This window comes from Limnochordia bacterium (assembly GCA_023230925.1).
GTDB lineage: Bacteria > Bacillota > Limnochordia > DUMW01 > DUMW01 > JALNWK01.
Map to the genome: position 1 here is coordinate 33,889 of JALNWK010000018.1, position 20,992 is coordinate 54,880.

17 protein-coding genes are annotated in these 20,992 nt (G+C 49.4%); 13 read left to right on the plus strand and 4 right to left on the minus strand.

Annotated features, from left to right (window positions below; all coding sequences use genetic code 11):
* The first annotated feature begins 71 nt into the window (after positions 1 to 71).
* The 7 genes from M0Q40_05865 to M0Q40_05895 all read left to right on the plus strand — a co-directional run bounded on the left by M0Q40_05865 (position 72) and on the right by M0Q40_05895 (position 11,722).
* Complete coding sequence (locus tag M0Q40_05865) at positions 72 to 1,367, plus strand: hypothetical protein (GenBank protein MCK9222136.1); 1,296 nt, start codon at positions 72 to 74, stop codon at positions 1,365 to 1,367.
* A 59-nt stretch (positions 1,368 to 1,426) separates the two neighbouring features.
* Positions 1,427 to 2,578 carry a 4Fe-4S binding protein gene (locus M0Q40_05870; GenBank protein MCK9222137.1) on the plus strand — a complete coding sequence of 384 codons (1,152 nt, stop codon included), beginning with the start codon at positions 1,427 to 1,429 and terminating at the stop codon, positions 2,576 to 2,578.
* A 66-nt stretch (positions 2,579 to 2,644) separates the two neighbouring features.
* Positions 2,645 to 3,754 (plus strand): o-succinylbenzoate synthase, encoded by a 1,110-nt coding sequence (menC, locus tag M0Q40_05875; protein ID MCK9222138.1) that lies wholly within the window; start codon positions 2,645 to 2,647, stop codon positions 3,752 to 3,754.
* 628 nt (positions 3,755 to 4,382) lie between these two features.
* The gene (locus M0Q40_05880) at positions 4,383 to 5,663 is read left to right on the plus strand and encodes an alpha/beta hydrolase (protein MCK9222139.1); all 1,281 of its coding nucleotides are present in this window, start codon (positions 4,383 to 4,385) and stop codon (positions 5,661 to 5,663) included.
* Between the two features lie 3 nt (positions 5,664 to 5,666).
* Complete coding sequence (locus M0Q40_05885) at positions 5,667 to 6,719, plus strand: LacI family transcriptional regulator (protein MCK9222140.1); 1,053 nt, start codon at positions 5,667 to 5,669, stop codon at positions 6,717 to 6,719.
* A gap of 1,335 nt (positions 6,720 to 8,054) precedes the next feature.
* Positions 8,055 to 11,222, plus strand: a complete 3,168-nt coding sequence (locus M0Q40_05890; GenBank protein MCK9222141.1) for a glycosyl hydrolase-related protein — start codon at positions 8,055 to 8,057, stop codon at positions 11,220 to 11,222.
* Between the two features lie 17 nt (positions 11,223 to 11,239).
* A complete protein-coding gene (locus M0Q40_05895; GenBank protein MCK9222142.1) occupies positions 11,240 to 11,722 on the plus strand; it encodes a flavin reductase family protein in 483 nt (160 codons plus the stop codon).
* Positions 11,723 to 11,773: 51 nt separating this feature from the next.
* On the opposite strand, the gene M0Q40_05900 is transcribed toward M0Q40_05895, so the two are convergent.
* Positions 11,774 to 12,793, minus strand: coding sequence for an ATP-dependent 6-phosphofructokinase (locus tag M0Q40_05900; GenBank protein MCK9222143.1), 1,020 nt, complete (start codon positions 12,791 to 12,793; stop codon positions 11,774 to 11,776).
* 317 nt (positions 12,794 to 13,110) lie between these two features.
* On the opposite strand from M0Q40_05900, the gene M0Q40_05905 reads away from it, so the two are divergent.
* From M0Q40_05905 to M0Q40_05915, 3 genes are read left to right on the plus strand one after another with little or no spacing between them, the layout of a single operon-like run.
* Positions 13,111 to 14,154, plus strand: coding sequence for a M20/M25/M40 family metallo-hydrolase (locus M0Q40_05905; protein MCK9222144.1), 1,044 nt, complete (start codon positions 13,111 to 13,113; stop codon positions 14,152 to 14,154).
* On the plus strand, positions 14,145 to 15,161 hold the full coding sequence (locus tag M0Q40_05910; GenBank protein MCK9222145.1) for a M42 family metallopeptidase: 1,017 nt from the start codon (positions 14,145 to 14,147) through the stop codon (positions 15,159 to 15,161). Before M0Q40_05905 ends, M0Q40_05910 begins: the two co-directional genes overlap by 10 nt.
* Positions 15,158 to 16,156 carry a M42 family metallopeptidase gene (locus M0Q40_05915; protein MCK9222146.1) on the plus strand — a complete coding sequence of 333 codons (999 nt, stop codon included), beginning with the start codon at positions 15,158 to 15,160 and terminating at the stop codon, positions 16,154 to 16,156. The genes M0Q40_05910 and M0Q40_05915 overlap by 4 nt, the downstream gene beginning before the upstream one ends.
* A gap of 7 nt (positions 16,157 to 16,163) precedes the next feature.
* On the opposite strand, the gene M0Q40_05920 is transcribed toward M0Q40_05915, so the two are convergent.
* Both M0Q40_05920 and M0Q40_05925 read right to left on the minus strand, forming a co-directional pair.
* The gene (locus M0Q40_05920) at positions 16,164 to 16,832 is read right to left on the minus strand and encodes a SatD family protein (protein ID MCK9222147.1); all 669 of its coding nucleotides are present in this window, start codon (positions 16,830 to 16,832) and stop codon (positions 16,164 to 16,166) included.
* Between the two features lie 5 nt (positions 16,833 to 16,837).
* Positions 16,838 to 17,656 (minus strand): hypothetical protein, encoded by an 819-nt coding sequence (locus M0Q40_05925; protein MCK9222148.1) that lies wholly within the window; start codon positions 17,654 to 17,656, stop codon positions 16,838 to 16,840.
* A gap of 320 nt (positions 17,657 to 17,976) precedes the next feature.
* On the opposite strand from M0Q40_05925, the gene M0Q40_05930 reads away from it, so the two are divergent.
* Positions 17,977 to 18,258 carry a hypothetical protein gene (locus M0Q40_05930; protein MCK9222149.1) on the plus strand — a complete coding sequence of 94 codons (282 nt, stop codon included), beginning with the start codon at positions 17,977 to 17,979 and terminating at the stop codon, positions 18,256 to 18,258.
* Positions 18,259 to 18,321: 63 nt separating this feature from the next.
* On the opposite strand, the gene M0Q40_05935 is transcribed toward M0Q40_05930, so the two are convergent.
* Entirely contained in the window at positions 18,322 to 19,215 is an 894-nt protein-coding gene (locus M0Q40_05935) for an AraC family transcriptional regulator (protein ID MCK9222150.1), read from the minus strand.
* Positions 19,216 to 19,527: 312 nt separating this feature from the next.
* Between M0Q40_05935 and M0Q40_05940 the strand changes: the two genes are divergently transcribed.
* Together M0Q40_05940 and M0Q40_05945 are read left to right on the plus strand one after the other, a co-directional pair.
* Positions 19,528 to 19,980: an extracellular solute-binding protein gene (locus M0Q40_05940; protein ID MCK9222151.1), complete on the plus strand. Its 453-nt coding sequence runs from the start codon at positions 19,528 to 19,530 to the stop codon at positions 19,978 to 19,980.
* The gene (locus M0Q40_05945) at positions 19,919 to 20,536 is read left to right on the plus strand and encodes a hypothetical protein (GenBank protein ID MCK9222152.1); all 618 of its coding nucleotides are present in this window, start codon (positions 19,919 to 19,921) and stop codon (positions 20,534 to 20,536) included. Before M0Q40_05940 ends, M0Q40_05945 begins: the two co-directional genes overlap by 62 nt.
* Positions 20,537 to 20,992 lie beyond the last annotated feature (456 nt).

The following is a 20,992-nucleotide window of genomic DNA, read 5'->3' on the forward strand; positions in this document are numbered from 1 at the left end:
GGCAGGGAATGAGTCTGTCTTTGTCGAATTAAACCCATATTACGGTCAAATGTTTGAGGTGAACTTGGTCTATGCCGGGAAAGTTAGCCATTATTGGTCCCTTTGATCTTGTAGAAAAAGTGCAAAAGGTTTGTTTAGATAGTAGATGGTCCTTTAGCGTGCTTCCGTTGCCCTATTCCCGTGAGGTTGAGGCAGTGGATATTGTACGCAAGAACCATCAACAGGCCGATATCTTGCTTTTTACCGGACCTATTCCCTACCAGCTGTGTCTTGGCTTAAGCACCAAACCGTCGGTGTACATTAATTACGATGGAACGGGACTGATGCGCTGTTTAATCCAGATCCTCTACTATGGAAAAGGGGACATCACCAAGATTAGCTTGGACACCTTAGCCTTTGACAAGGTAAAAACTCTGTACGCGGAGTTAGGTTTATCCTTCGATTCAGTGTACTGCCATGCCAGCCAAGATGGTGCTACCATGGAGGAGTTGCTCGAGTTTCACAGCTCCTTGCATAGGGAAGGCAAGACTTCTGTGGCGATCACCTGTTTAAGTTCTGCCTATGAGCATCTAAAAAGGGCAGGCCTTAATGTATACCGGATTACGCCAACCTATAACTCCATCGTTCAAGCCCTGCAAACGGCGGAGATTCTCTTCGAAACCAAACGGAGCAAGGCTGCCCAAATTGCTACTGGGATCTTTAAAATTGTGGATTGGCAAAGTACTGACGATGTAGCTGACTACTTAAATAAGCGAAAGAGTCTGCAGTTGCACGGTGCCTTGTTGCAACATGCTGAGTACATGCAAGGTTCTGTAGCCTTTGATGGTGCAGGGGAGTATACCCTTTATGTAACCAGGGGAGCACTAGGGGATGAACACTTCGATCGGGCTGTCTCCATGATTAAGGATGTTCGCAGTAAAGTGGATGTAGTGTTAGCTGTGGGGCTAGGCACAGGCATGACCATTTTGGATGCCGAGACAAACGCCAAGGCGGCCTTGGCTAAGTCCTTGCATGAAGATTATGGCACAGTCTATGTGATGCTAGAGGATGGTTCAACCATCGGTCCCTTAGCTGATGCCAGTGCCCTGAGATACTCTAACCGTACCGAAGATCCACTGGTTATTGCCGCCGCAGATCAGGCGGGTTTAAGTGTGGCGACGATAAGTAAGCTTATGGCTTTGCAGGATATGTTGGGAAAGGATACGCTAACGGCCAATGAGGTTAGTACAGGCTTGCGGCTTACGATCCGTTCAGCTCGCAGGATCTTGGCAGCTTTGGAAGAGGCCAAACTGGCAGTGGTGGTAGGGGAAGAGCAACCAGCGGGGAGAGGTAGGCCCCGTAGGGTTTACAAGCTGATGCTCGGGTAGCGAGTTTTTATTTTTGTTTTATAAGGACAATATACGGAATTGCGATGTAGGTGATTGAGATGGCTAACCTGGAAGTGAGCTTTTTAGGTAAGAGACTATCATCCTTCATAATCGTGGGTTCTGCAGGGATTACTGACACAGTAGATAAAATGATGCGGGCTGAAGACCATGGCGCAGGTGCCGTGATCGCCAAAGGATTAAGTGATCTAGCCCTTATGCGCAAATCTCCCTCACCTCGGTTTTCTCTACTGCAGAGGAATCTGGCGAACATGAAAAGTACCACTTTGTATTCCTATGAACAGGCAGCGGGCTTGGGACCGGAGGAATATGCCAAAGAGCTAGCTAGGGCGAAGGAACGCCTAAGCATCCCGGTGTTTGCTAACGTCGATTGTTTGGATCAGGAAAACTGGACCGATTATATTCGGTGTGTGCAGGATGCGGGAATTGATGGCATTGAGGTAAATGTATCTTGTCCCCATGGTTCATTAAGTTTCCTAGGAGGGTCGGTGGAGACGGAGCTGGTGGAAGTGGTTTGTGCTATCCAGGATGTAGCCACAGTACCGTTGATCGTGAAACTAAGTCCCCAGTTGACATCACCTCTCCAGGTGGTCCAAAGCCTACATGATGTGGGTGCTAGAGCCGTGACCCTTTTCAACCGATTTACCGGGCTAGAGATAGACATCAACAGCAAAGCTTCCATTATGCACGGAGGATATGCTGGCTTTGGCGGCATGTGGTCTCTTCACTATGGCTTACGCTGGATTAGCTTGATCTCACCACAGATTCCAGTGGAGATCAGTGCTAGCGGTGGGGTCAGCGGATTTGAGGATGTAGTGAAATACATTCTTGCTGGTGCAGGGACGGTGCAGGTTTGCAGTGCCATTTACCTGCAGGGGTATTCGATCATTAGCAAAATCACCGCTGATCTAAAGCGGTACATGGAAAAAGAGAAGATTGGCAATCTCGAAGAGATCCGGGGAATGGTATGTGATCGGATTAAGGGCATGGATCAAGTGGACCGCACTACGTGCTACGAACCATACATAGACCAGGATCGATGTACCGGTTGTGGAATCTGTATCTCCCGTTGCATCCATCGGGGGCTGGATGGATCTGGGGGATCCGTTGCTCCCAACGATCACTGTGTTAATTGTGGGCTATGTGTTGCCCTTTGTCCCCATGGCGCCATTACCATGAGAAAGTCCCTATAGTAAGGGATATCGTCCTTGGATACACATAGCCAATTTCGGACTATAAACGGAAAAGAGGAAAGAGATGTGCGAATAGACTCTGTCGAGTTATATCACGTAAAGATTGGGATGCAGGAACCCTTCGTTATTAGTTCAGGAAGCCTTTCGGCGCGGGAGTCTGTTGTTGTAAAGGTCACTTCAGGACAGTGGGTTGGTTACGGAGAGAGTGCTCCCATGCCAGGACCATTCTATAATCCTGAGACCCTGGAGACTGTCACCCATATGTTAAAGGATTTCATTATTCCCGCAGCCCTAAAATGGGACCTAGAAGATCCCCGGCAAGTGGATAAGCATCTTACAGGAATCCGGGGTAACAACTTTGCCAAGGCTGGAATAGAAACTGCTATTTGGGATCTTTGGGCAAAGATGAGAGGACAGTCACTCTCTCAAGTGATGGGCGGAGTCCGCAAGAGGATCCCCTCTGGTGTAGCCCTGGGCATATTCTCAGATCCCGAGAAACTAGGTGATCGGGTGGAGCAATGTCTACAGGCAGGATACAGCCGGGTGAAGATCAAAATCCAACCCGGTTGGGATGTGGAACCTGTCAGGTATCTACGACAGAGATTTGGAGATTTCCCCCTTCAGGTTGATGCCAATGCCGCTTATACCCTAGAGGATGTGTCCGTGTTTCAAGCACTGGATCAGTATGAACTGACCATGATCGAACAGCCCTTAGGATGGCAAGACTTGATCGATCATGCCAACCTACAGAGCAAAATTAATACTGCTCTATGTCTAGATGAATCGATTACGTCTTTAGACGCTGCTCGGCAAGCCATAGCTATCGGAGCCTGCCGCATTGTCAACATCAAGATTCAGCGGGTAGGTGGTTTGGGACCTGCCTTGGCTATTCATGATTACTGTAAAGGAAAAGGCATTCCCCTGTGGTGCGGGACCATGCCAGAATCGGGTCTAGGACAAAGTTTCGGATTGGCCTTAGCCTCATTACCCGGTTTTGTCTATCCGGCGGATGTGGAGCCGACAGATCGTTTCTATGTTGAGGACTTGGTTAGACCTGCGCTAAAGCTCAAGAATGGTGCCATCGATGTGCCTATGGGACCGGGGGTTGGAGTGGCAGTCAAAGAAGAGTTCTTGAGTAATTGCGTTTTTCGTAAGGAAAGGCGGATTGCTGGATAGGCAATGCCGGGCTATGGAACCCGTTCGGGGGCTTATGATCAGCTCCCCTACCCGGGTCCTTATTCCTACAGGGTCGACACAGCCGCGGTTGTTTCGGCTTGGCGACGCTTATAGTACCACATGAAGTATAGGAAGGTTCCAAACAAAGGCACTAATAAAGAGACAATTCTTGTACCGAGGGGGGCACCTTGGCCAACTAGCAAGGCCGGACAGTGGGTGCATCTTACCTGGTTGGGTTTAGTCGGACTAGTACAATTCTGACAGTAATTGCTGCTGTTTAGGGGGTGGACCCCGCATTCATTGCAGGCTTTCTTACTTGATGCCAGTTCACTACCGCATCCTCTGCAGTACATCTTCATTTCCTCCTCAAAGCTAATGTTCTAGATCCGAGCGGCTCTCAATCAAGATTGTCTAAAATCGTCCATGAATTGATTGGTTTCCCTTTCTTAAAGCTATATGAGACCGGGTGCTGGATAGGTACGTACCCTTCATGGTTAACCCCGCCCGTTTGTGGATAGTGGCGCATTGCTTTTTCACGCACTCGAGGCAGGAGTTGTGCAAATGACCTCGAAACTATACTATGTAAGGATAAGCGTATATACCTCTGCAAATAAAGGGGGTACAAGATGTGCGGATGTCAGTCATGCTTCTTTGTTTCGCATTCATCATGGCAGGTTCTGTGCAGGCTGCAATAAAGGACAGTAGTCCAATTGAGGCACTTAGGGAACACCTAAACAAAGATGCCACACAGCGACCTGCACTAGCCGAACAGCCCTTTGCACAGCAGCCCTTGAGCAAAGAGGAAGCTCAGTCCGCCGCGGCTTTGCTATGGGACGCCTGGACAAAGCAGATCGTTTCCGAACGAAAGGATATGATGGATGAGCGGGTCGTCTACATTGGAACGGGAAAGCTTCGCATTGATATGCCCTTCTACTATAGGGTTTTTGGTGAACCGGTGAATGGGATGCGTAGTCTTTACATTTCCTTACACGGTGGTGGGTCTACTAGTGTTGAATCTAATGATCAGCAATGGGAGAATCAAAAGAGACTCTATCAGTTGGAAGAGGGGATCTATTTAGCGCCGCGTGCTCCTAGCAATTGCTGGAACATGTGGCACAGACTACACGTTGATCCCTTGCTGGATCTTCTCATTGAGAATATGATTGTATTCGAGAAGGTGGACCCCAATCGCGTGTACCTTACGGGTTACTCGGCTGGAGGGGATGGGGTATACCAACTTGCTCCTCGCATGGCCGATCGCTTCGCGGCTGCAGCGATGATGGCAGGACACCCTAACGATGCCAAGCCCCATGGGTTGCGAAACATCGGTTTTACAATCCAGATGGGTGGTCAAGACTCAGCCTATAACCGGAACATGGTGGCCGCCCAGTGGGGCGAGTGGCTGGACGAACTGAAGGCGGCTGATCCCGAAGGGTATGAACACTGGGTACAGATTTATCCTGAGTATGGTCACTGGATGAATGGGGCGGACCGGATCGCCCTACGCTGGATGGCCCAGTTCACCCGGGATCCCTATCCGACACGGGTGGTCTGGAAACAGGATGACGTGATCCATACGCGGTTTTACTGGCTAGGGGCGAAAGAAGCGGAATGCTTTCCCGGTGGTACAGTGGTGGCTTCCTACGCAGGTCAAGAGATTCGGATTGAGCGTTGTGCGGTAAGACGGCTACGGATCCGGCTACATGATCAGATGATGGACCTTGATCGGCCAATTCGGATTACGCGGGGCGATGATGTGATCTTTGAAGGTATTGTGCCGCGTACTATCGAAGCCATAGCCACGTCTTTGGCCGAACGAGGTGATCCTCGGTCCCTGTGTTTTGCAGAGGTTTGGGTTCCCTCTAATCCTGGCGTAACGAAGTTGAACTTAGATGTGTCTGGAGGTTAATCGATGTCTGTATCATTGAAAGACGTTGCACAGGAAGCTGGTGTATCAGTTTGTACAGTCTCACGGGTGATTAACGATACCTATCGGCACAAAGTAAGCGACGCCACACGAAAAAAGGTATACGCGGCGATGAAGAAGCTCAACTATGAACCGAACCTAAATGCCCGGGCCTTGGTCAAGAAGCGCACATTTCTAATCGGGCTGCTGGTTTCCAGATTGGTTGTGTCCTTTGTTTCGGATATAGTACAAGGTATTCAAGATGAAGCGGATAAACACAACTATAGTATCCTGTTTTATAGCACCTACAACGATGTTGCTAAGGAGAAGGCGTGTTTTGAGGCACTTAGGCGGAAGCGGGTTGACGGTATTATCTATATGCCGGGGGCCGCGGATTTTTGTACTAGTAACGAAGGGAAGAGGTACCTACGGGGGATTATTGCGCAGGGAGCCAAGATAGTGCAAATGTGTTCCAATTACCCCCAGATCGATACTCCTTACGTCATCATAGATAATGAAGCCGGCGGATATGTTGCCACTAGGCATCTGGCCTCCCTAGGACATACTCGGATTGCCCATTTTCATGAGAGCACCACTAGGGACGGCGAAGAGCGATATGCTGGGTATATGCTGGCCCTTAAGGGGGCAGGAATAGCCTATGATGCAGAACTGGTGAAACCGTGCCGCTATGACTGGCGCAGCGGCTATGAAGCCATGGAACAGTTACTAGCCCTGCCCAACCCGCCGACGGCAGTGGTGGCGTGTGACGATATGTCCGCTTGGGGCGCGATGCAAGCCACAATGGACCATGGCCTACGGGTACCTGATGATGTGGCTATCACCGGCTATGATGATGTGGCCATCGCCGAACTACTGCCCACTGCGCTGACAACCATACACCATCCTAAGGCGGACCTTGGTGGCTTAACGGTCAAGATGCTGCTCGAACATATCGACGGAAAGCTGCCGCTGAACTATGTCCTTACACCGCAGCTAGTGGTGCGCCAATCATGTGGGGCTAAGGCGTTATCACGTTTTGAGACGTATATGCCGAAATAGTGATCATCTATGCTCTAACAGAAAGGAACCAGGATCCAGGAAAATCCACTGAGCAAGGTGCTTTCGCGGCGTAGGCCAAAAGCCTAAAATTGGTGCTGACTGTGGTGATAGACCGCATGCTGACATATCCGCCGGTATTTGCAGGTCATCTGGGGTAAGAGCAGAACCACAAACCGGTCCTAAAGAAGAACACGGAAAGCTATCCGACCTGCCTGGCGGGAAGGGGCGCCATAAGGATGTTGAAACCAATCACCCCTGATCGCTAAGAGTCGTCGATTCTGTCCGTCAACGGGTCATGGAGTGCCGGGGGAATGTCGGTCAAACAGAAGAGAACTGCTACGCCTACTGGGAAAGCGGCGAGTATGTGAGAACTGCATCTCCATTCGTGTCTGTCGTGAGGACAAAAGTTGCATGAAACTGGAACAAAGCTCCGATGCGATTATTATGTGGCCGCACTGCCCATTCACAGGGCAGCGCAACATGATTCGTTGTTAGCCGGTAGGTATCGTAGCGCAAAAATAGCTAAAAATCTCGGCAATCATGACAATCTCCCATGAATGAACAACTGCTCGGTAAAGCTTACAGTCTATCTTGTCTTGCATCCAACGGGGTGACATACATTACGTCATCCCTGACCTTGTCGATGTCGGGTCTTAATTGTGCATGCTGACTAGAGCAAGCGGATGGATGAATCAGTCGTAGCTACTGCTCGTGGGACTATGCCCGATGTCTGGGTGGAATATCAAAGGGTTGATTAACATCGATCGGAACCCATATTCAAGCAGATCAGCCTAAGTCAATTAGATGTCCAAAGACAAAAAACCCAGGGTTGTAGGATTGCTGGAACCGGATGAGTGCTACAAACAACGCCAACGAGCTCCTTGGTGTAAGACAATGGCGGAGCGAGCTGAAAGAGGCGGTGCAGACTATGTTGTTTCTCTCCAGGACAACGGTATTTTCCTTTTCCCGTAGGGGTGAGTATCAAAACCCGAGAGAATCCATAGGGCACGGAAGGAAATTCTTGTGTCGATGTATAATTATTAACAATGGCCGGTGGCATGGTGTATACGCATACAGCTGATCGGAATTGCACTTTGGCCGCAGGTAACATGCATCAGGGGGTGTTCGCGAAGAAGGAAAGAAAGGTGTCAACTAGGCATCGCCTTTTCTTAGCAGGATGAAATAGAAACAATTAGAATCGTATATGCAGTGTAAGCGTGGTTCTGGGAATACTGGATAGTACAAAGTGGGGTTTTCCAAAGACTCAGTTGTGGAGCAGATCCCGTTCTAAGGTCCTTCATTTTGAATCTGGATGATGAAAGGTAGGATAAGGACATGTTTTCTGAGATTGACGTGAAGAAGGTTGAAAAACGGTGCCGGTGGTTACGCTACGGGTTCTACGAGCCAGTGGCTGAATTGGATGTAACAATAGCGACAACGATGGAACATATTAGACACCAACAGGTTGATGACCTGCAATTTTCGCCCATTAGCCCGGGCTCCTCTTGGGGGAAAGAATGGGGATCCGCTTGGTTTAGGACGGATTATGAGATTACCGATGCAAATAGTGGTAAGCTATTTCTGCAGGTGGAGACCGGTGGGGAATCCATGGTATATATCGATGGTAAAGCAACGGCAGCCATTGATCGGGAGCACCATGAGATCCCCTTGTCTGCTGCTGAGCTTTCGTTAGGAAAGCATAGTGTTCTTATTGAGTCCTATGCAGGACATCTAGTACCAAGTATGGACTCCCTACCGCAGGAGGCTCCCAGAGGCCAGTGGCATCCTCCGGTATATCGGCATTGCCGCTTAGTTAGAAGAAATGAGGATGCTTGGCATCTACATTTTGACATGATGACCCTGTTCGAAACCGCGATGGAGCTACCTAAGGATAGTCTTCGGCGGGCCCGGATTCTAGATACCCTTTCTGCAGTCGTCGATGGGATCACATGGGATACCAGTGATGTAAAAACGAGAAATGCGCAGTTTGCCGCGGCACGAAAGAAACTAGAACCATTGCTTAGCTGCAAGAACGCTCCAACTACACCAACGTTGAACATGATTGGCCATGCCCACATCGATATTGCCTGGTTATGGCCCCTGGCAGAGACCATGCGTAAGTGCGGGCGCACCTTCTCCACCCAGTTGCGGATGATGGAGGAGTACCCTAACTATATATTTCTTCAGAGTCAGCCCCAAGCCTATGAGTATGCCGAGAAGTATTATCCTGAGGTCTTTGACAGGATCAAGGAAGCAATGGCAAAGGGTAAATGGGAAGCCAATGGGGGTATGTGGGTAGAGGCTGATACGAATATGCCCAGTACCGAGTCTTTGATCCGTCAGTTTTTGGTGGGCGGGCAGTATTTCAAAGAAAAGCTAAATGCCACCCCCGATACCCTCTGGTTGCCCGATGTTTTTGGTTATAATGGTAACCTGCCGCAGATCATTAGAGGATGTGGAATCGATTATTTCATCACCTCCAAGATCGGTTGGAACCAGGTCAACCGCTTCCCCTATGATCTTTTCAGGTGGGAAGGTATCGATGGCACCGCGGTCCTATCACATTACATTAAGCTAACATATAATGGTATGATTAATCCCAAATCCTTATGGGCCCATTGGCGTGAATTTCAGCCAAAGGAGCTCACCGACACAGTGGTGCACGCTGTAGGCTTTGGCGACGGTGGTGGCGGTATGACCATGGAGAACTTGGAGTTTGCTAATCGCGTCACCGATCTGGAAGGGTGTCCGAAGGCTGAATTTGGGAAGATCAGTGACCTAATGAGTAAGCTCGAGGAAAACGAGGAGAATTATCCCGTGTGGTGTGGTGAACTATATCTTGAACTGCATCGGGGGACACTAACCAGCCAAGCCTGGACCAAACGCAACAACCGCAAGATCGAATTCCTACTAAGAGAGACGGAGATGTTGGCAACTGTCGCCTATTTGCTCACCGGTAAGTATCCGGCCCAAGAGCTCACCGAGCTTTGGAAGCCCGTACTTACGAACCAGTTCCATGATATCTTACCCGGCTCTTCAATTGAGCGGGTCTATGATGATTGTCATCGAATCTATGGTGAGGTCGCAGGTAAAGCCCTAGAACTCAAGGAGCAGGCAAAGGAGTCGATCTATCGGCATTTTGGAACAAAGCCCGCTAAGGATAAACAAATGGTATTGGTTAACACTCTTAACTGGACCCGGCAGGATCCGGTGACGATTCCCGTAGAGGAGATTGATCCAGATCTCAACCGAATTGGAAGTTGTGTAGTAAACGACGTTGTGCTCCCGAAGGATGAACCGGTGTATGTTACCGACGAAAACGGCAAGCCAGTACCAAGCCAATGGAGTCAGGAACGGTTAGTCTTTGCCCCGGTTGTTTCAGGGATGAGTCTGCGCAGTTATCATATCAAGCAAGGTCGCTCTCCAGTTCAACCGGAGGATCCGGTCTCCGTTAAGATGCATGGGACAAAAGCACTCTTAGAAAACCAGTTGATTAAGGTAGAGGTGGATCGCAGTGGCCAGTTACTGTCGGTATATGATAAGCAAGCAAACCGTGAGGTGCTACCTAAGGGCCGAAGGGGTAATGTTGTCCTGCTCGCGGAAGACCTGCCGATGTTCTGGGACGCCTGGGATATTGATCTGTACTACCGGGAAGCCGTTAAGGAAGTGACAGGTGGCACCCTCGAGCTAATTGAAGAGGGACCCCTGCAAGCCCGTGTTCGGGTATCTCGCACCTTTGGCAGTGGCTCAAACTGGGTACAGGACATTGTGCTTCATGCAGGAAGCAAGCGGATTGACTTTGAGACGAAGGTTGACTGGCATGAGACCCACAGACTGCTGAAGGTAGCTTTCCCGGTGGATGTCTTCAGCCGCGAAGTCAACTACGAAATCCAAAATGGGTATATCACCCGTCCAAGCCACGGGAACACATCGTGGGATCAGGCTCGATTCGAGGTATGTGGTCACAAGTGGTGTGATATCGCCGAACAGGGTTACGGGGCGGCTTTGATGAATGACTGTAAGTACGGCTATGAGACCATTGAAAACGAGCTGCGACTAACACTGCTTAAATCAGCTATTGGGCCGGATTTGCATGCTGATCAAGGGGTGCAGGTCTTTACCTATGCTTTCTTACCCCATGTAGGAAGCCTACAGGAGGCGGAGGTTGTACGTCACGCCCATGAGCTTAATGTTCCCTATACACTCGAGCATAATGATGACGAAGAGGTAAATGTCTCCCTGTACCAAATGCTAAAGCTCGAAGGGGGTCAGGTTTTCCTACATGCGGTGAAAAAAGCGGAGAACTCCCCTGGAGTCATCGTGCGTTTCGGTGAGCTGGTAGGAAAACGTAGTCAAATATCACTGACACTACCTGCTAAGGCGAAGAAAGTCTATACCACAAATCATGTAGAGGAAAACCCAGTGGCCATAGCAAGCAATGTGCAGAGGGTGGAAGTAGAAGTGAAACCCTTTGAGATCAAGACGTTGTTGGTGGAGTTTTAGTTCAAGGAGGGATAGTCTTGCTGCGCCAATGTGCACCTATGGAGTATGTAGATTACACGGTAAAAAGACTGGAAAAGGGTGTTTTGCTGGTATCTAACCAGGAGGGCAAAAACCCCAATGTTATGACCATATCCTGGGGATTTATTGGATTCCAATGGTCTAAACCGGTGTTTATTGTACCGGTTCGCACTGAACGGTTTAGTCATCCTTTGATCACAAAGACCGGGGAATTTGTAGTATCGATCCAGCCTCCCACTATGGATGACGATGCCAACTACTGCGGTACCCGTTCGGGAAGGGACACGGATAAGTGGGTCGAGCGGGGGTTTGTGCCGGTGCAGTTGCCGGGAATTGCCACTCCGGGCATTGAACAGGCGAATCTTCATTATGCCTGTCGGGTGATTCATACCGCTTCGGCGGAGCCCCTTACCTCTCATACCTTCTTTTTCGGGGAGATTGTGGGTGCCTACGTTGATGCAGCCAAGAATTTGAGTCTATAGACTAAGAACCGCCTTTCTTTGGACAAAGAAAGGCGGTTCTTCTTGATCACCCTATAAGTCAAGTTCTAGGGAAGTAAGCTGCAGCCATTGGTCGGTAACATACTGCTTTTTGCCAATGACCTCGGTAAGAGGTACGTCAACAATGGCACCCTGTCGTAGGGCTGTCATTGTCCCGGTGTTTCCCTGGACTAGTGAAGAGACTGCCCGGGCGGCAAACCGCGTGGCCAGTAGCAAATCCGTTGGAGTAGGATTTCCCCCCCGCTGCAGGTAACCCATTACCAGCACCCGGGGTTTTTTACGGGTTCGCTGACCCACAAGTTGGGCAATGGAGTAAGCAATACCCTCCAGTTCGAAATTGCCAAAATCATCGGCGATCTCCATGTTACTCCGGGAGGAGATGTCAAATCCCTCGGCTACAACAGCAACACAGCTGTGACATCCTTGGCTGCTGCGCTGCCGGAATCTCTCGATCAGTCCATCAATCGATGTGTTTAGCTCAGGACATAGTACATAGTCCGCACCGATCAGCAGTGCAGACAAAATGGCTAACCAGCCGGTTTCCCGGCCCATGACTTCCACTAACATATCACGTTCATGGGCATTGTTTGAGTTGCGAACAGAGTTGACGCTTTGGGCAATAGCGTGTAAAGCTGTATCAAATCCTAGACAACGCTCTGTTCCGTAGACATCATTGTCAATGGTCTGGGGGATACCCACAATGGGAACACCTAAAGATGAGAGCCTTTGGGCCACCGAGAGGGTGTCATCACCGCCAATGGCAATTAAACCATCAAGCTGTGCCCGATCAAGATTGGTTAATAGTTGTTGCTCTTGTCCGCTGGCAAAGGGGTTGGTCCTGGCTGTGCCCAGCAAGGTTCCCGGTTGATACTCCCACTGCCTACAGGATTCTAGCTCTAGCGTGTCCCATTTTTCGTCTAGGAGTCCCTGCCAACCATTTTGGATGCCAACGGCCTCAATATCCGCGTTGACCAGCATACCTACTGTAGTTACGATGGCCTTATTGATTCCCGAGGAGTCTCCTCCTCCGGTTAAGATACCGACTCGTTTCACAAGTAACCCTCCCCAATTACTTTTTAACCTTTCCTAGTATACCATGAAGAATGAATTTGTGGAGTCAAGGGCCAACCGTTCAGGTCACATCATTCCTTTAAGTATATGAAGGGATTTCCTAGTTTAGGCTAACAACCTTGCGGGGCCGTGACCCCCATTTCGATGTTTACTAATATTTTGGGTGGAAAAGTCAATATTAAGATGGATACATTCTGCCTACGATAGCCTTTTTTTGCTATTTATGCAGGGTATCACGGTTCGTTAGGGAATATATCAGTATGGTAACAGAAACAATCAGAATGGTAGGGTGGGAAGAGATGGATGTAAAAGAGTTCTTGATAGAGCTGTCAAATGCAACGGGGGTCTCGGGATATGAAGATGCTGTAGCAGAGGTGGTGAAAAAAGCCTTTGCGCCCCATGTGGATGAGATTAGGCAAGATGCCCTAGGCAATGTGATCATGCTGAAAAGGGGTACAGGGGATTCCCCACCGAAGGTCATGTTAGCCGCCCACATGGATGAGATTGGCCTTGTGGTCACCAAGGTCGAGGATGATGGCTTCCTGCGGGTTTCTAGTATGGGTGGAGTGGATCAGCGCATTCTTCCTGCAGCCGAGGTGATTGTACATGGAAAGCAGAAGCTATTAGGTGTCGTCGGTGCCAAACCACCTCATGTTCAACAGCCTGATGAGCGAAACAAAGCGGTTAAAATGCAGGACCTATTTATCGACATAGGTCTAAGTGGAGATGAGGCCAAGGAAGTCGTCTCCGTAGGTGATATGATCACCATTAGACAGGAGCCCACAGAGATGAACGGCAAATTGGCCGGGAAGGTCATGGATGACCGGGCGGGAGTGGCTGCCCTTTTTGCCTGTTGCCTGGCCCTGAAGAAGATCCAGCATCGTGCCGATGTCTATTTTGTGGCCACTGTTCAGGAAGAGGTAGGTGTCCGGGGTGCCACAGTTAGTACCTTTGGTATATTACCGGAAATTGGCATTGCCGTTGATGTTGGCCATGGAGACATGGCTGGCGTATCCGGGACGCTAAAACTAGGTGGTGGCCCAGGGGTGGGTATTGGACCCCATGTGCACCCCAAACTGTTTGCCAAGCTACAGGCTGTGGCAGACGATTGGAAAATCGATTATGCTGTTGATCCTTCGCCGTATCCAGGGGGTACTGATGCCTATGCCATCCAAGTGACAGCAGCGGGAATTCCGACGGCTTTGATCTCGATCCCCTTACGATACATGCACACTCCGGTTGAAACATTGGACCTGGCAGATATTGATAAGGCTGGCAGGTTGATGGCTCTGTTTATTAGTGAAGTGGATGCTGAATTTGTGGAGGGATTGCGGTGCTACTGAAAAGACTTACTGAGGCCATAGGCGTATCCAGCCGGGAGGATGAAGTGCGGGATATTCTACGGGAGGAAGTTGGCCAATACGCTTCAATACGCACTGATGCTTTAGGTGATTTAATCGCCTACAAAGAAGGAACGGGGCCAAAGGTCATGTTATCAGCCCACATGGATGAGGTGGGGCTGATGATTACCGGTATTGAAAGTAATGGCATGTTAAAATTCCGCTCGGTTGGCAGCATTGATCCCCGGGTGTTGGTCGCAAAAAAAGTGCTGGTGGGCAAGGATAAGATACCAGGGGTAATCGGTTCCAAACCGATTCATCTGCAAAAGCCCGATGAAAGAACCCATCCGATAAAAATCGAAGATATGTGTATTGATATTGGGGCAAAGGATGAAGCCGCTGCTAAGGAGAAGGTAAAGCTCGGGGATTGTGCGGGATTTGCCACAAAGTATGAAGCCTTCCAAGGAGGTCTGATCAAGGGCAAGGCCTTTGATAACCGGGTAGGCTGTGCGGTGATCGCCGAGGTGCTCCGGCATGATTTCACCCTCCCTGTATACGGCGCGTTTACGGTACAAGAAGAGGTCGGTGGTAGGGGGGCGGGGGTTGTAGCCTATGATGTGGTCCCTGATGTTACCATTGTTCTGGAGGGTACCACTGCCTCCGATGTGGCTGGGATCGATCCCCATTTGCATGCCACCACCGTTGGTCAGGGCCCGGCGATTACCTTTATGGACGGTTCTGTTATTTCCTCCCGTCCTGTTGTTGACAGGTTAATCGAAGTGGCAAAGAAACTGGACATACCTTATCAGATGAGGCGGAGTACTGCTAGTGGTACCGATGCTGGGAAGATTAGGTTGACACGAACGGGGATGTCCGTGGCAGTTGTTTCTGTGCCCTGCCGCTATATCCATTCCCCTGTTTCAATTGCGAGTCTGGAAGACTTTAGTCGGACTGTTGCCCTTGTACGTGGTTTCATTGAAAGTTTGCAGGAAGGTGGTCTTGAACTGTGAAAGAGCTTATAGAAAAGTTAGTGAATGCCTTTGGACCGTCGGGGTATGAAGATGATATTGCGTCTGTTTTGAAGGAATTGATCGCTCCCTATGTAGATGAAGTCCATCACGACAATCTAGGTAACCTAATTGGGATCAAACGGGGCAATGGGGGCAAAAAGATTATGCTTGCTGCCCACATGGATGAGATCGGCGTTATTGTAACCCATATCGATGAGAATGGTTTCCTTCGGTTCTCCAATATTGGTGGGTTAAACCCCTTTGGCCTCATTGCGCGGCGAGTGCGGTTTGCAGACGGGACCGTCGGGGTGATTCATCATGAGAAACTAGATAACATCAGGGATCTTAATCTGAGAAAGATGTATATAGACATTGGATGTTCGACCAAGGAAGAGGCGGAGGCAAAGGTTTCTATTGGTGCTACGGCGGTCATTCATGAGGGAGTAGACCTTCTAGGTAGTCGTCTTACCTCTAAGGTGTTGGATAACCGTGCAGGCTGTGCGGTGTTAGTCGCTGCCGCCCAAAAAGCACCAAAGACCAATAATGAGATTTACTACGTATTTACAACCCAGGAGGAAGTAGGTACCCGGGGTGCCAAAACAGCTGCCTTTGGAATTGATCCCGATCTTGGTATTGCCATTGATGTTACTCCCACAGGAGATACGCCTGAGGCCCATCGTATGAGTGTGAGTTTGGGTAAGGGTGCCGCTATTAAGGTTAAGGATTCCACCATTGTAACGCACCCGAAAGTAAAAGCGTTTCTAACAGAGATTGCCTCGGCTAATGACATTCCCTATCAGTTTGAGATTCTAGACGGTGGAGGCACCGATGCGGGCCCGATTCACCTAACGCGGGAGGGTGTACCCACCGGAGCCATCTCCGTTCCCTGTCGTTATGTACACTCGGCTTCGGAGATGATTGATCTAAATGACTTTGATGCCTGTGTCCAACTACTGGTGGGGGCAATCACGGCGGATCTTAGTGCACGGTTCTAGTGGTCAACTAGTCATCAGGGGGTGTGTGTATACCCCCTGATTTTCCGCTAATGCTCTGTGCTAAAAGGAGCAAGAGCGCCTCCCGCCCCTCTTCGTAATGACGCCACCCGGCTGCAGAAAGGTGTTTTGAGACTGCGGCATCTGAAATACCAAGGATCTGTGCCACTTCACTTTGGGTGCTATAGTCTTCTTGCAGATTGACAACCCGGCGTTGTTGAGCGGTCCAACCTGTCCGTAATCGGCAAAGTAAGTTGCCCAATGCTGTGGCTATCTCATCCCAGGGCTTGCCAAACCCTATTAGCTCAATGGTGTTGCGTTTTTTCTTGGCATTCACCATTGCCCGTTGCGCGTTGTACCAGACTGGGCCGTCCATACCGATGGCTTGTTCTTGAAGCTTGGTACTTAAAGCGCCATAGCCAATACCGAATCTGACATCAATGGGCAAAAGAAAATCTATAAAGTACTCCACGATGGCAAAAGAAGCTTTGTAGGCAGTGGGGAACAGAAGTCCTTGAATTTCATCCCCGTGGGTGACGATGAACTCTGCCGCTATGGATGAAGTAAACATCCGGTTAACTTGGGCCACTCCGGCGATGAGCTTTTCCTGGGTTTGACCTCTGTTGGGCAATCGGCGGGACCCCACTAAGTCTAGTTTAATGGCAATAAAGCAAGTCAATGTATTCACCCTCCAAGAAGACCTGATACTAGGATACCGGCAACAAGGGCGATGAGAGTGCTGTATAGTGTTCCTAGCAGGAAATACTCCGCAAAGGTGGCATCATCCTGGATCTGTTTGAACCGGGCTACGGACTTGGCAGTTAAGACAAGCCCGATGAGACTGTACTGGGAGATGACGACCAAGGTGAAAATAATCCAGCGCTCCAAAATACCAATGACCCTTCCGGCCTGTAATGTGCTAATCCCCGCAGGTTCAGAGGCAGCGGCCATTTCCCTTTGTCCTACTTGCCAGTCCAAAGGTCTATGGATCATCTCGGATAACAACAGGTCATCGTCCTTATCCACAAGCCAGCGAATCACAAAATTCGTAGGTTGGGATAGCAGAATATATGTACATAGATAGATCATGGGGGCAGATCCCGGCCAAGCATGGAGTTGCTCCATGGTGGGAGACAGGCGAAGTTGCGCCACCTGTGCCATGCTTAATGCCAGGAGGACAATCCAGATCATCGGCAGCAGATACAACCAGCGACAGCGAATACCATATTGGCTCTGGAACAGCTGTTGCACAGGACTTATTACTAGTTCTATGCTGCCGAGTGCAAAGGCGAGAAGAATTATCGGGAGGAACCACAAACTTGGCTGATACACAAAGAACAACAGCATGGCGAGCACCGCAGCATGGGCCATACGATAGCAGACATAGTGAGCGTATCCTACGGTTCTAGAGGCGAATACTGGCTCAAACCATTGCTTGAGGCCGTATTCAGTCCACACACAAAGGGTAATCAGAAGCAATGTCGGCATTACCTGTGAAGGCACGATGGGTTCTCCTCTCTTGTCGGTTAACCGTATTAGGTTGAGAATATAAGTTTAACATTATGACGTTAACTTCGCCCTTTCACCGGGTATTTCCTGCTAGGTACCCTCCCGGAGCAGTTAACGCAATGAGGTTAATATATGATTTATAACCGGAACAGGTTATTTGGAACAAGCTTGTTCGATGCCGACCGAACGGTTGACAAAATGCGCAGTAAGGTGTAAGGTGGGAATTGGAAGGGGATCGATACTTTTGATGTCCTAGGCGGGCACCCGGGGCCGGTGTTTCCAGGAAGGGGACATTTAGGAAAGGAGGTGCCAGAATGGGAGTTGCAGGACTTCTTTTAGGCTTGGTTGGTTCTATTTGGGGTATGTTTGTGCAGGTTGAGACACTGAGATGGCTGCTTGTTCTTATTTCCATAGCAGGCTTTGTAGGCGCATGTCTTGCTATGTCTTCTCCGAAGTGGTCTGGTATTATAATGCTTATTGCAGCTATTATCGGTTGGATTATTGCAAAAGGTTCCTTCCTGTGGCCAGGTATCTTATTAGCTGTGGGCGGAGTCTTTGCGTTAATTAGTCTATCGAGTGCAAAGGCAGATAACTGAAATTAGTGAAGGTCAGTGAGACTATACAGACAGGACGAAGTAAAGGTGGTGGCCCCGTTTCCATCATTGCTTCGTCCTGTCTGTGTTTTTTGACCTTTGTTTCCCAGAATCTCTTTGCATCGTCCCCCCATAGGCATGCCTAATATATTCGCTTGGGGAGGAACCCACCATTTGGCGGAAGACCCGCGAAAAGTACGATGGATCGTTGTACCCTAGGATCTCCGAGATTTGTGCTATGGTTTGACCTTCTTTCAGCTCCAGAAGGAGAATGCGGGCCTCTTCGATCCGTAGGTAGTTAGTGTACTCTACAATCGTCATTTCCATGGCCTGACGGAAGGTCCGACAGGCGTATTCATAGCTTAGATTGACACCTTGGCTGATGTCTTTTGCAGATAGTCTCTTGCGATAGTTTGTCTCAATGAAGCGGCGAATACGATGTACCACTTCGGCCTTTTTCGGAGAGGTGACATGAATGGTCTCTGCCTGATCATCGAAGGGCTTGTGTTGCCGGGTTAGGTCGATAAGAATCTCAACAAACAGTGTTGTCACCTGTAGTCTATAGTGTTGTTTACGCTCTGCGGCTTCTTGGACGATGAGCTCAAAAAGCTTTAGTACCCTATGAGAATGGGCAAGTCCATGGGCTGGCAAAGCAATGCTTTCATCTGCAATGCGGCAATGGACTCTACTCCCGATGGTCTCCATATTGGCTGCAAACTGCGCAAAGTAAAAACCCCCGGAACTTGGCGTATCGCCGTAGGAACGGTGTACCTCATTGGGCCAGAGCAACAAGAAGTGTCCTTCATCGAGAAGAAGATACTGATTACCCCGTTGAAAATGCAAACTGTTACCTTGGACCAACACTAGTTCCCAATGGGGGTTACTGTGGTCATTACACCGCCAGTAATGGGAGTGATCCGGGATATAGCCGGTGGACTTAACAACAAGCTCCTTTGCCACTGTTAGTCACCTCAAGATAGTGCTTGAACTATGGTTCGAGGTCAAAATAATCCTTATTAAAGTCAATTCGTCTCATGGAGTCAAAGACCTTCTTCCTGTGTCATTGGGGTAACGGTGATGTGAACGTAGTATTTTCTAGAAATGGTGATGGATTTAGCATTCCAGACACGTCATAATAAGGAGGCGAAAAGAAAGTGCGATCTGTTGGTCTTGTCGTGACTAGTCTGTTTCTAATCTGCCTTTCGGTGGCATCGGCCACGGAAGTGGTGGTGGGATGATCATACCCCCGACTTTTGAGACGGATTTTGCCAGGTGATTGAGGTGTTTGAGGCGAGAAATCCTTACATCAAAATTAATCTGAATACTATCGATCCATCTATATACTATGATCGCTTAGCGATGAGTATGGCTGGATCTGCTGGGCCCGATGTCTTTTACCTTCACGATTCTAAGGCAGCTCCCTACCATTACCGGGGATACACTCTTGATCTGGAGCCCTTTATTGCCGAAAGCGGTATCGAACGACATGATCTGTGGCCGGCCCAGATCGAGGCAATGTCACTGGATGGTAATCTACACGGTTTGCCCTTTGACATGTCGGTAATTGCACTGTATTACAATGAACGAGTCTTCAATGAGGCGGGAGTTGGCTATCCTAGTAGTGAGTGGACCTGGGATAATTTATTTGAGGCCGGAAGAAAATTTGCTACTGGTAACAATGAAGAGCAAAACATCGGGACTTCGGAACCTGCAAAAAGACGATAATGTTCTCCTTTGGGTGTATGGTGCGGATTTCCTAAGCGGGACAAGTACCAAGGAATTGACCGGTTTTGGGCTAACCCCAGTTAGTAATAGGCGGACCCGCGCCCAGTTGGAGATATCCGACGGGGAGCTTGCGGGGACTCTTTGTGGTAAGGATTTACGGGGGATCCCTGTATTTGCCGTAGAGGATGAACCGGACCTGCAGGTGCGAGGGTACTACCGGGGCACATCGGAGATTGGCTTTGCGCTAAAGAAGTTCACCGATTGGACTTCAGTCTTTTACGGTTCCTTGGAGTTACCCAGTGAAATCATCCGGGCCATAGCCACAGAACTTGGAGTTTTTGTCTACATGGATAGCGATGACGTACTACATACAGATGGTAGGTTCTTCACGATTCATGCATCAAGCAGCGGCGAGAAGATTCTTAAGCTGCCCCTATGGAGTACGGTTAAGGATGCGTTCACCGGTATTACTCTAGCAGAGAAGGCAACCGAATATGTTTTCCAGATGCAGATGGGTCAGACGAAGTGGCTGTTAGTTGAACCAGTAGGTGATTAAGAGTCTTCAAGTTACGGACGGTTAGTATTTACCGTCCGTAACCTGTGGTGTGCGCTGCATGGGTATAGTCTAGCGGGTGCAAGTTCCTGACACGCCCTGCTGTACGAAGTGTATAGCTGAAGACAAGGGTGTTCATCGCGAGGTGGAATGTGAAGGAAGTCGGAGGCAAATCTCTGGTCTGACGGACAGAAATCACATACAAGGCAAAGTATACCGGGTAAGGTTGTCACACAGAATCCCGCCGGGGTAAGGATGTTCTCTAATTCTTGGTGCATGACTCCACCATTATGGGAAAAATGGGTGGCTACAAAGACTGTTTTGTGTGTGGCAATGGGGAGTGCGCGGTTATTTGTGTAGTGCGGCCGGGAAATGGCATATGTTCTAGCCGGTGAGAGTCCGGTCAAGACAAGGTCTAACTAACCAACTTGTAGCTAGCCCTTGGAGCCAGGCAGGTGA

Coding starts and splice junctions, on each gene's coding strand:
- M0Q40_05865 (MCK9222136.1), top strand. CDS start 72: ATGCCGGGAAAGTTAGCCATTATTGGTCCCTTTGATCTTGTAGAAAAA.
- M0Q40_05870 (MCK9222137.1), top strand. CDS start 1,427: ATGGCTAACCTGGAAGTGAGCTTTTTAGGTAAGAGACTATCATCCTTC.
- M0Q40_05885 (MCK9222140.1), top strand. CDS start 5,667: ATGTCTGTATCATTGAAAGACGTTGCACAGGAAGCTGGTGTATCAGTT.
- M0Q40_05890 (MCK9222141.1), top strand. CDS start 8,055: ATGTTTTCTGAGATTGACGTGAAGAAGGTTGAAAAACGGTGCCGGTGG.
- M0Q40_05905 (MCK9222144.1), top strand. CDS start 13,111: ATGGATGTAAAAGAGTTCTTGATAGAGCTGTCAAATGCAACGGGGGTC.
- M0Q40_05930 (MCK9222149.1), top strand. CDS start 17,977: ATGGGAGTTGCAGGACTTCTTTTAGGCTTGGTTGGTTCTATTTGGGGT.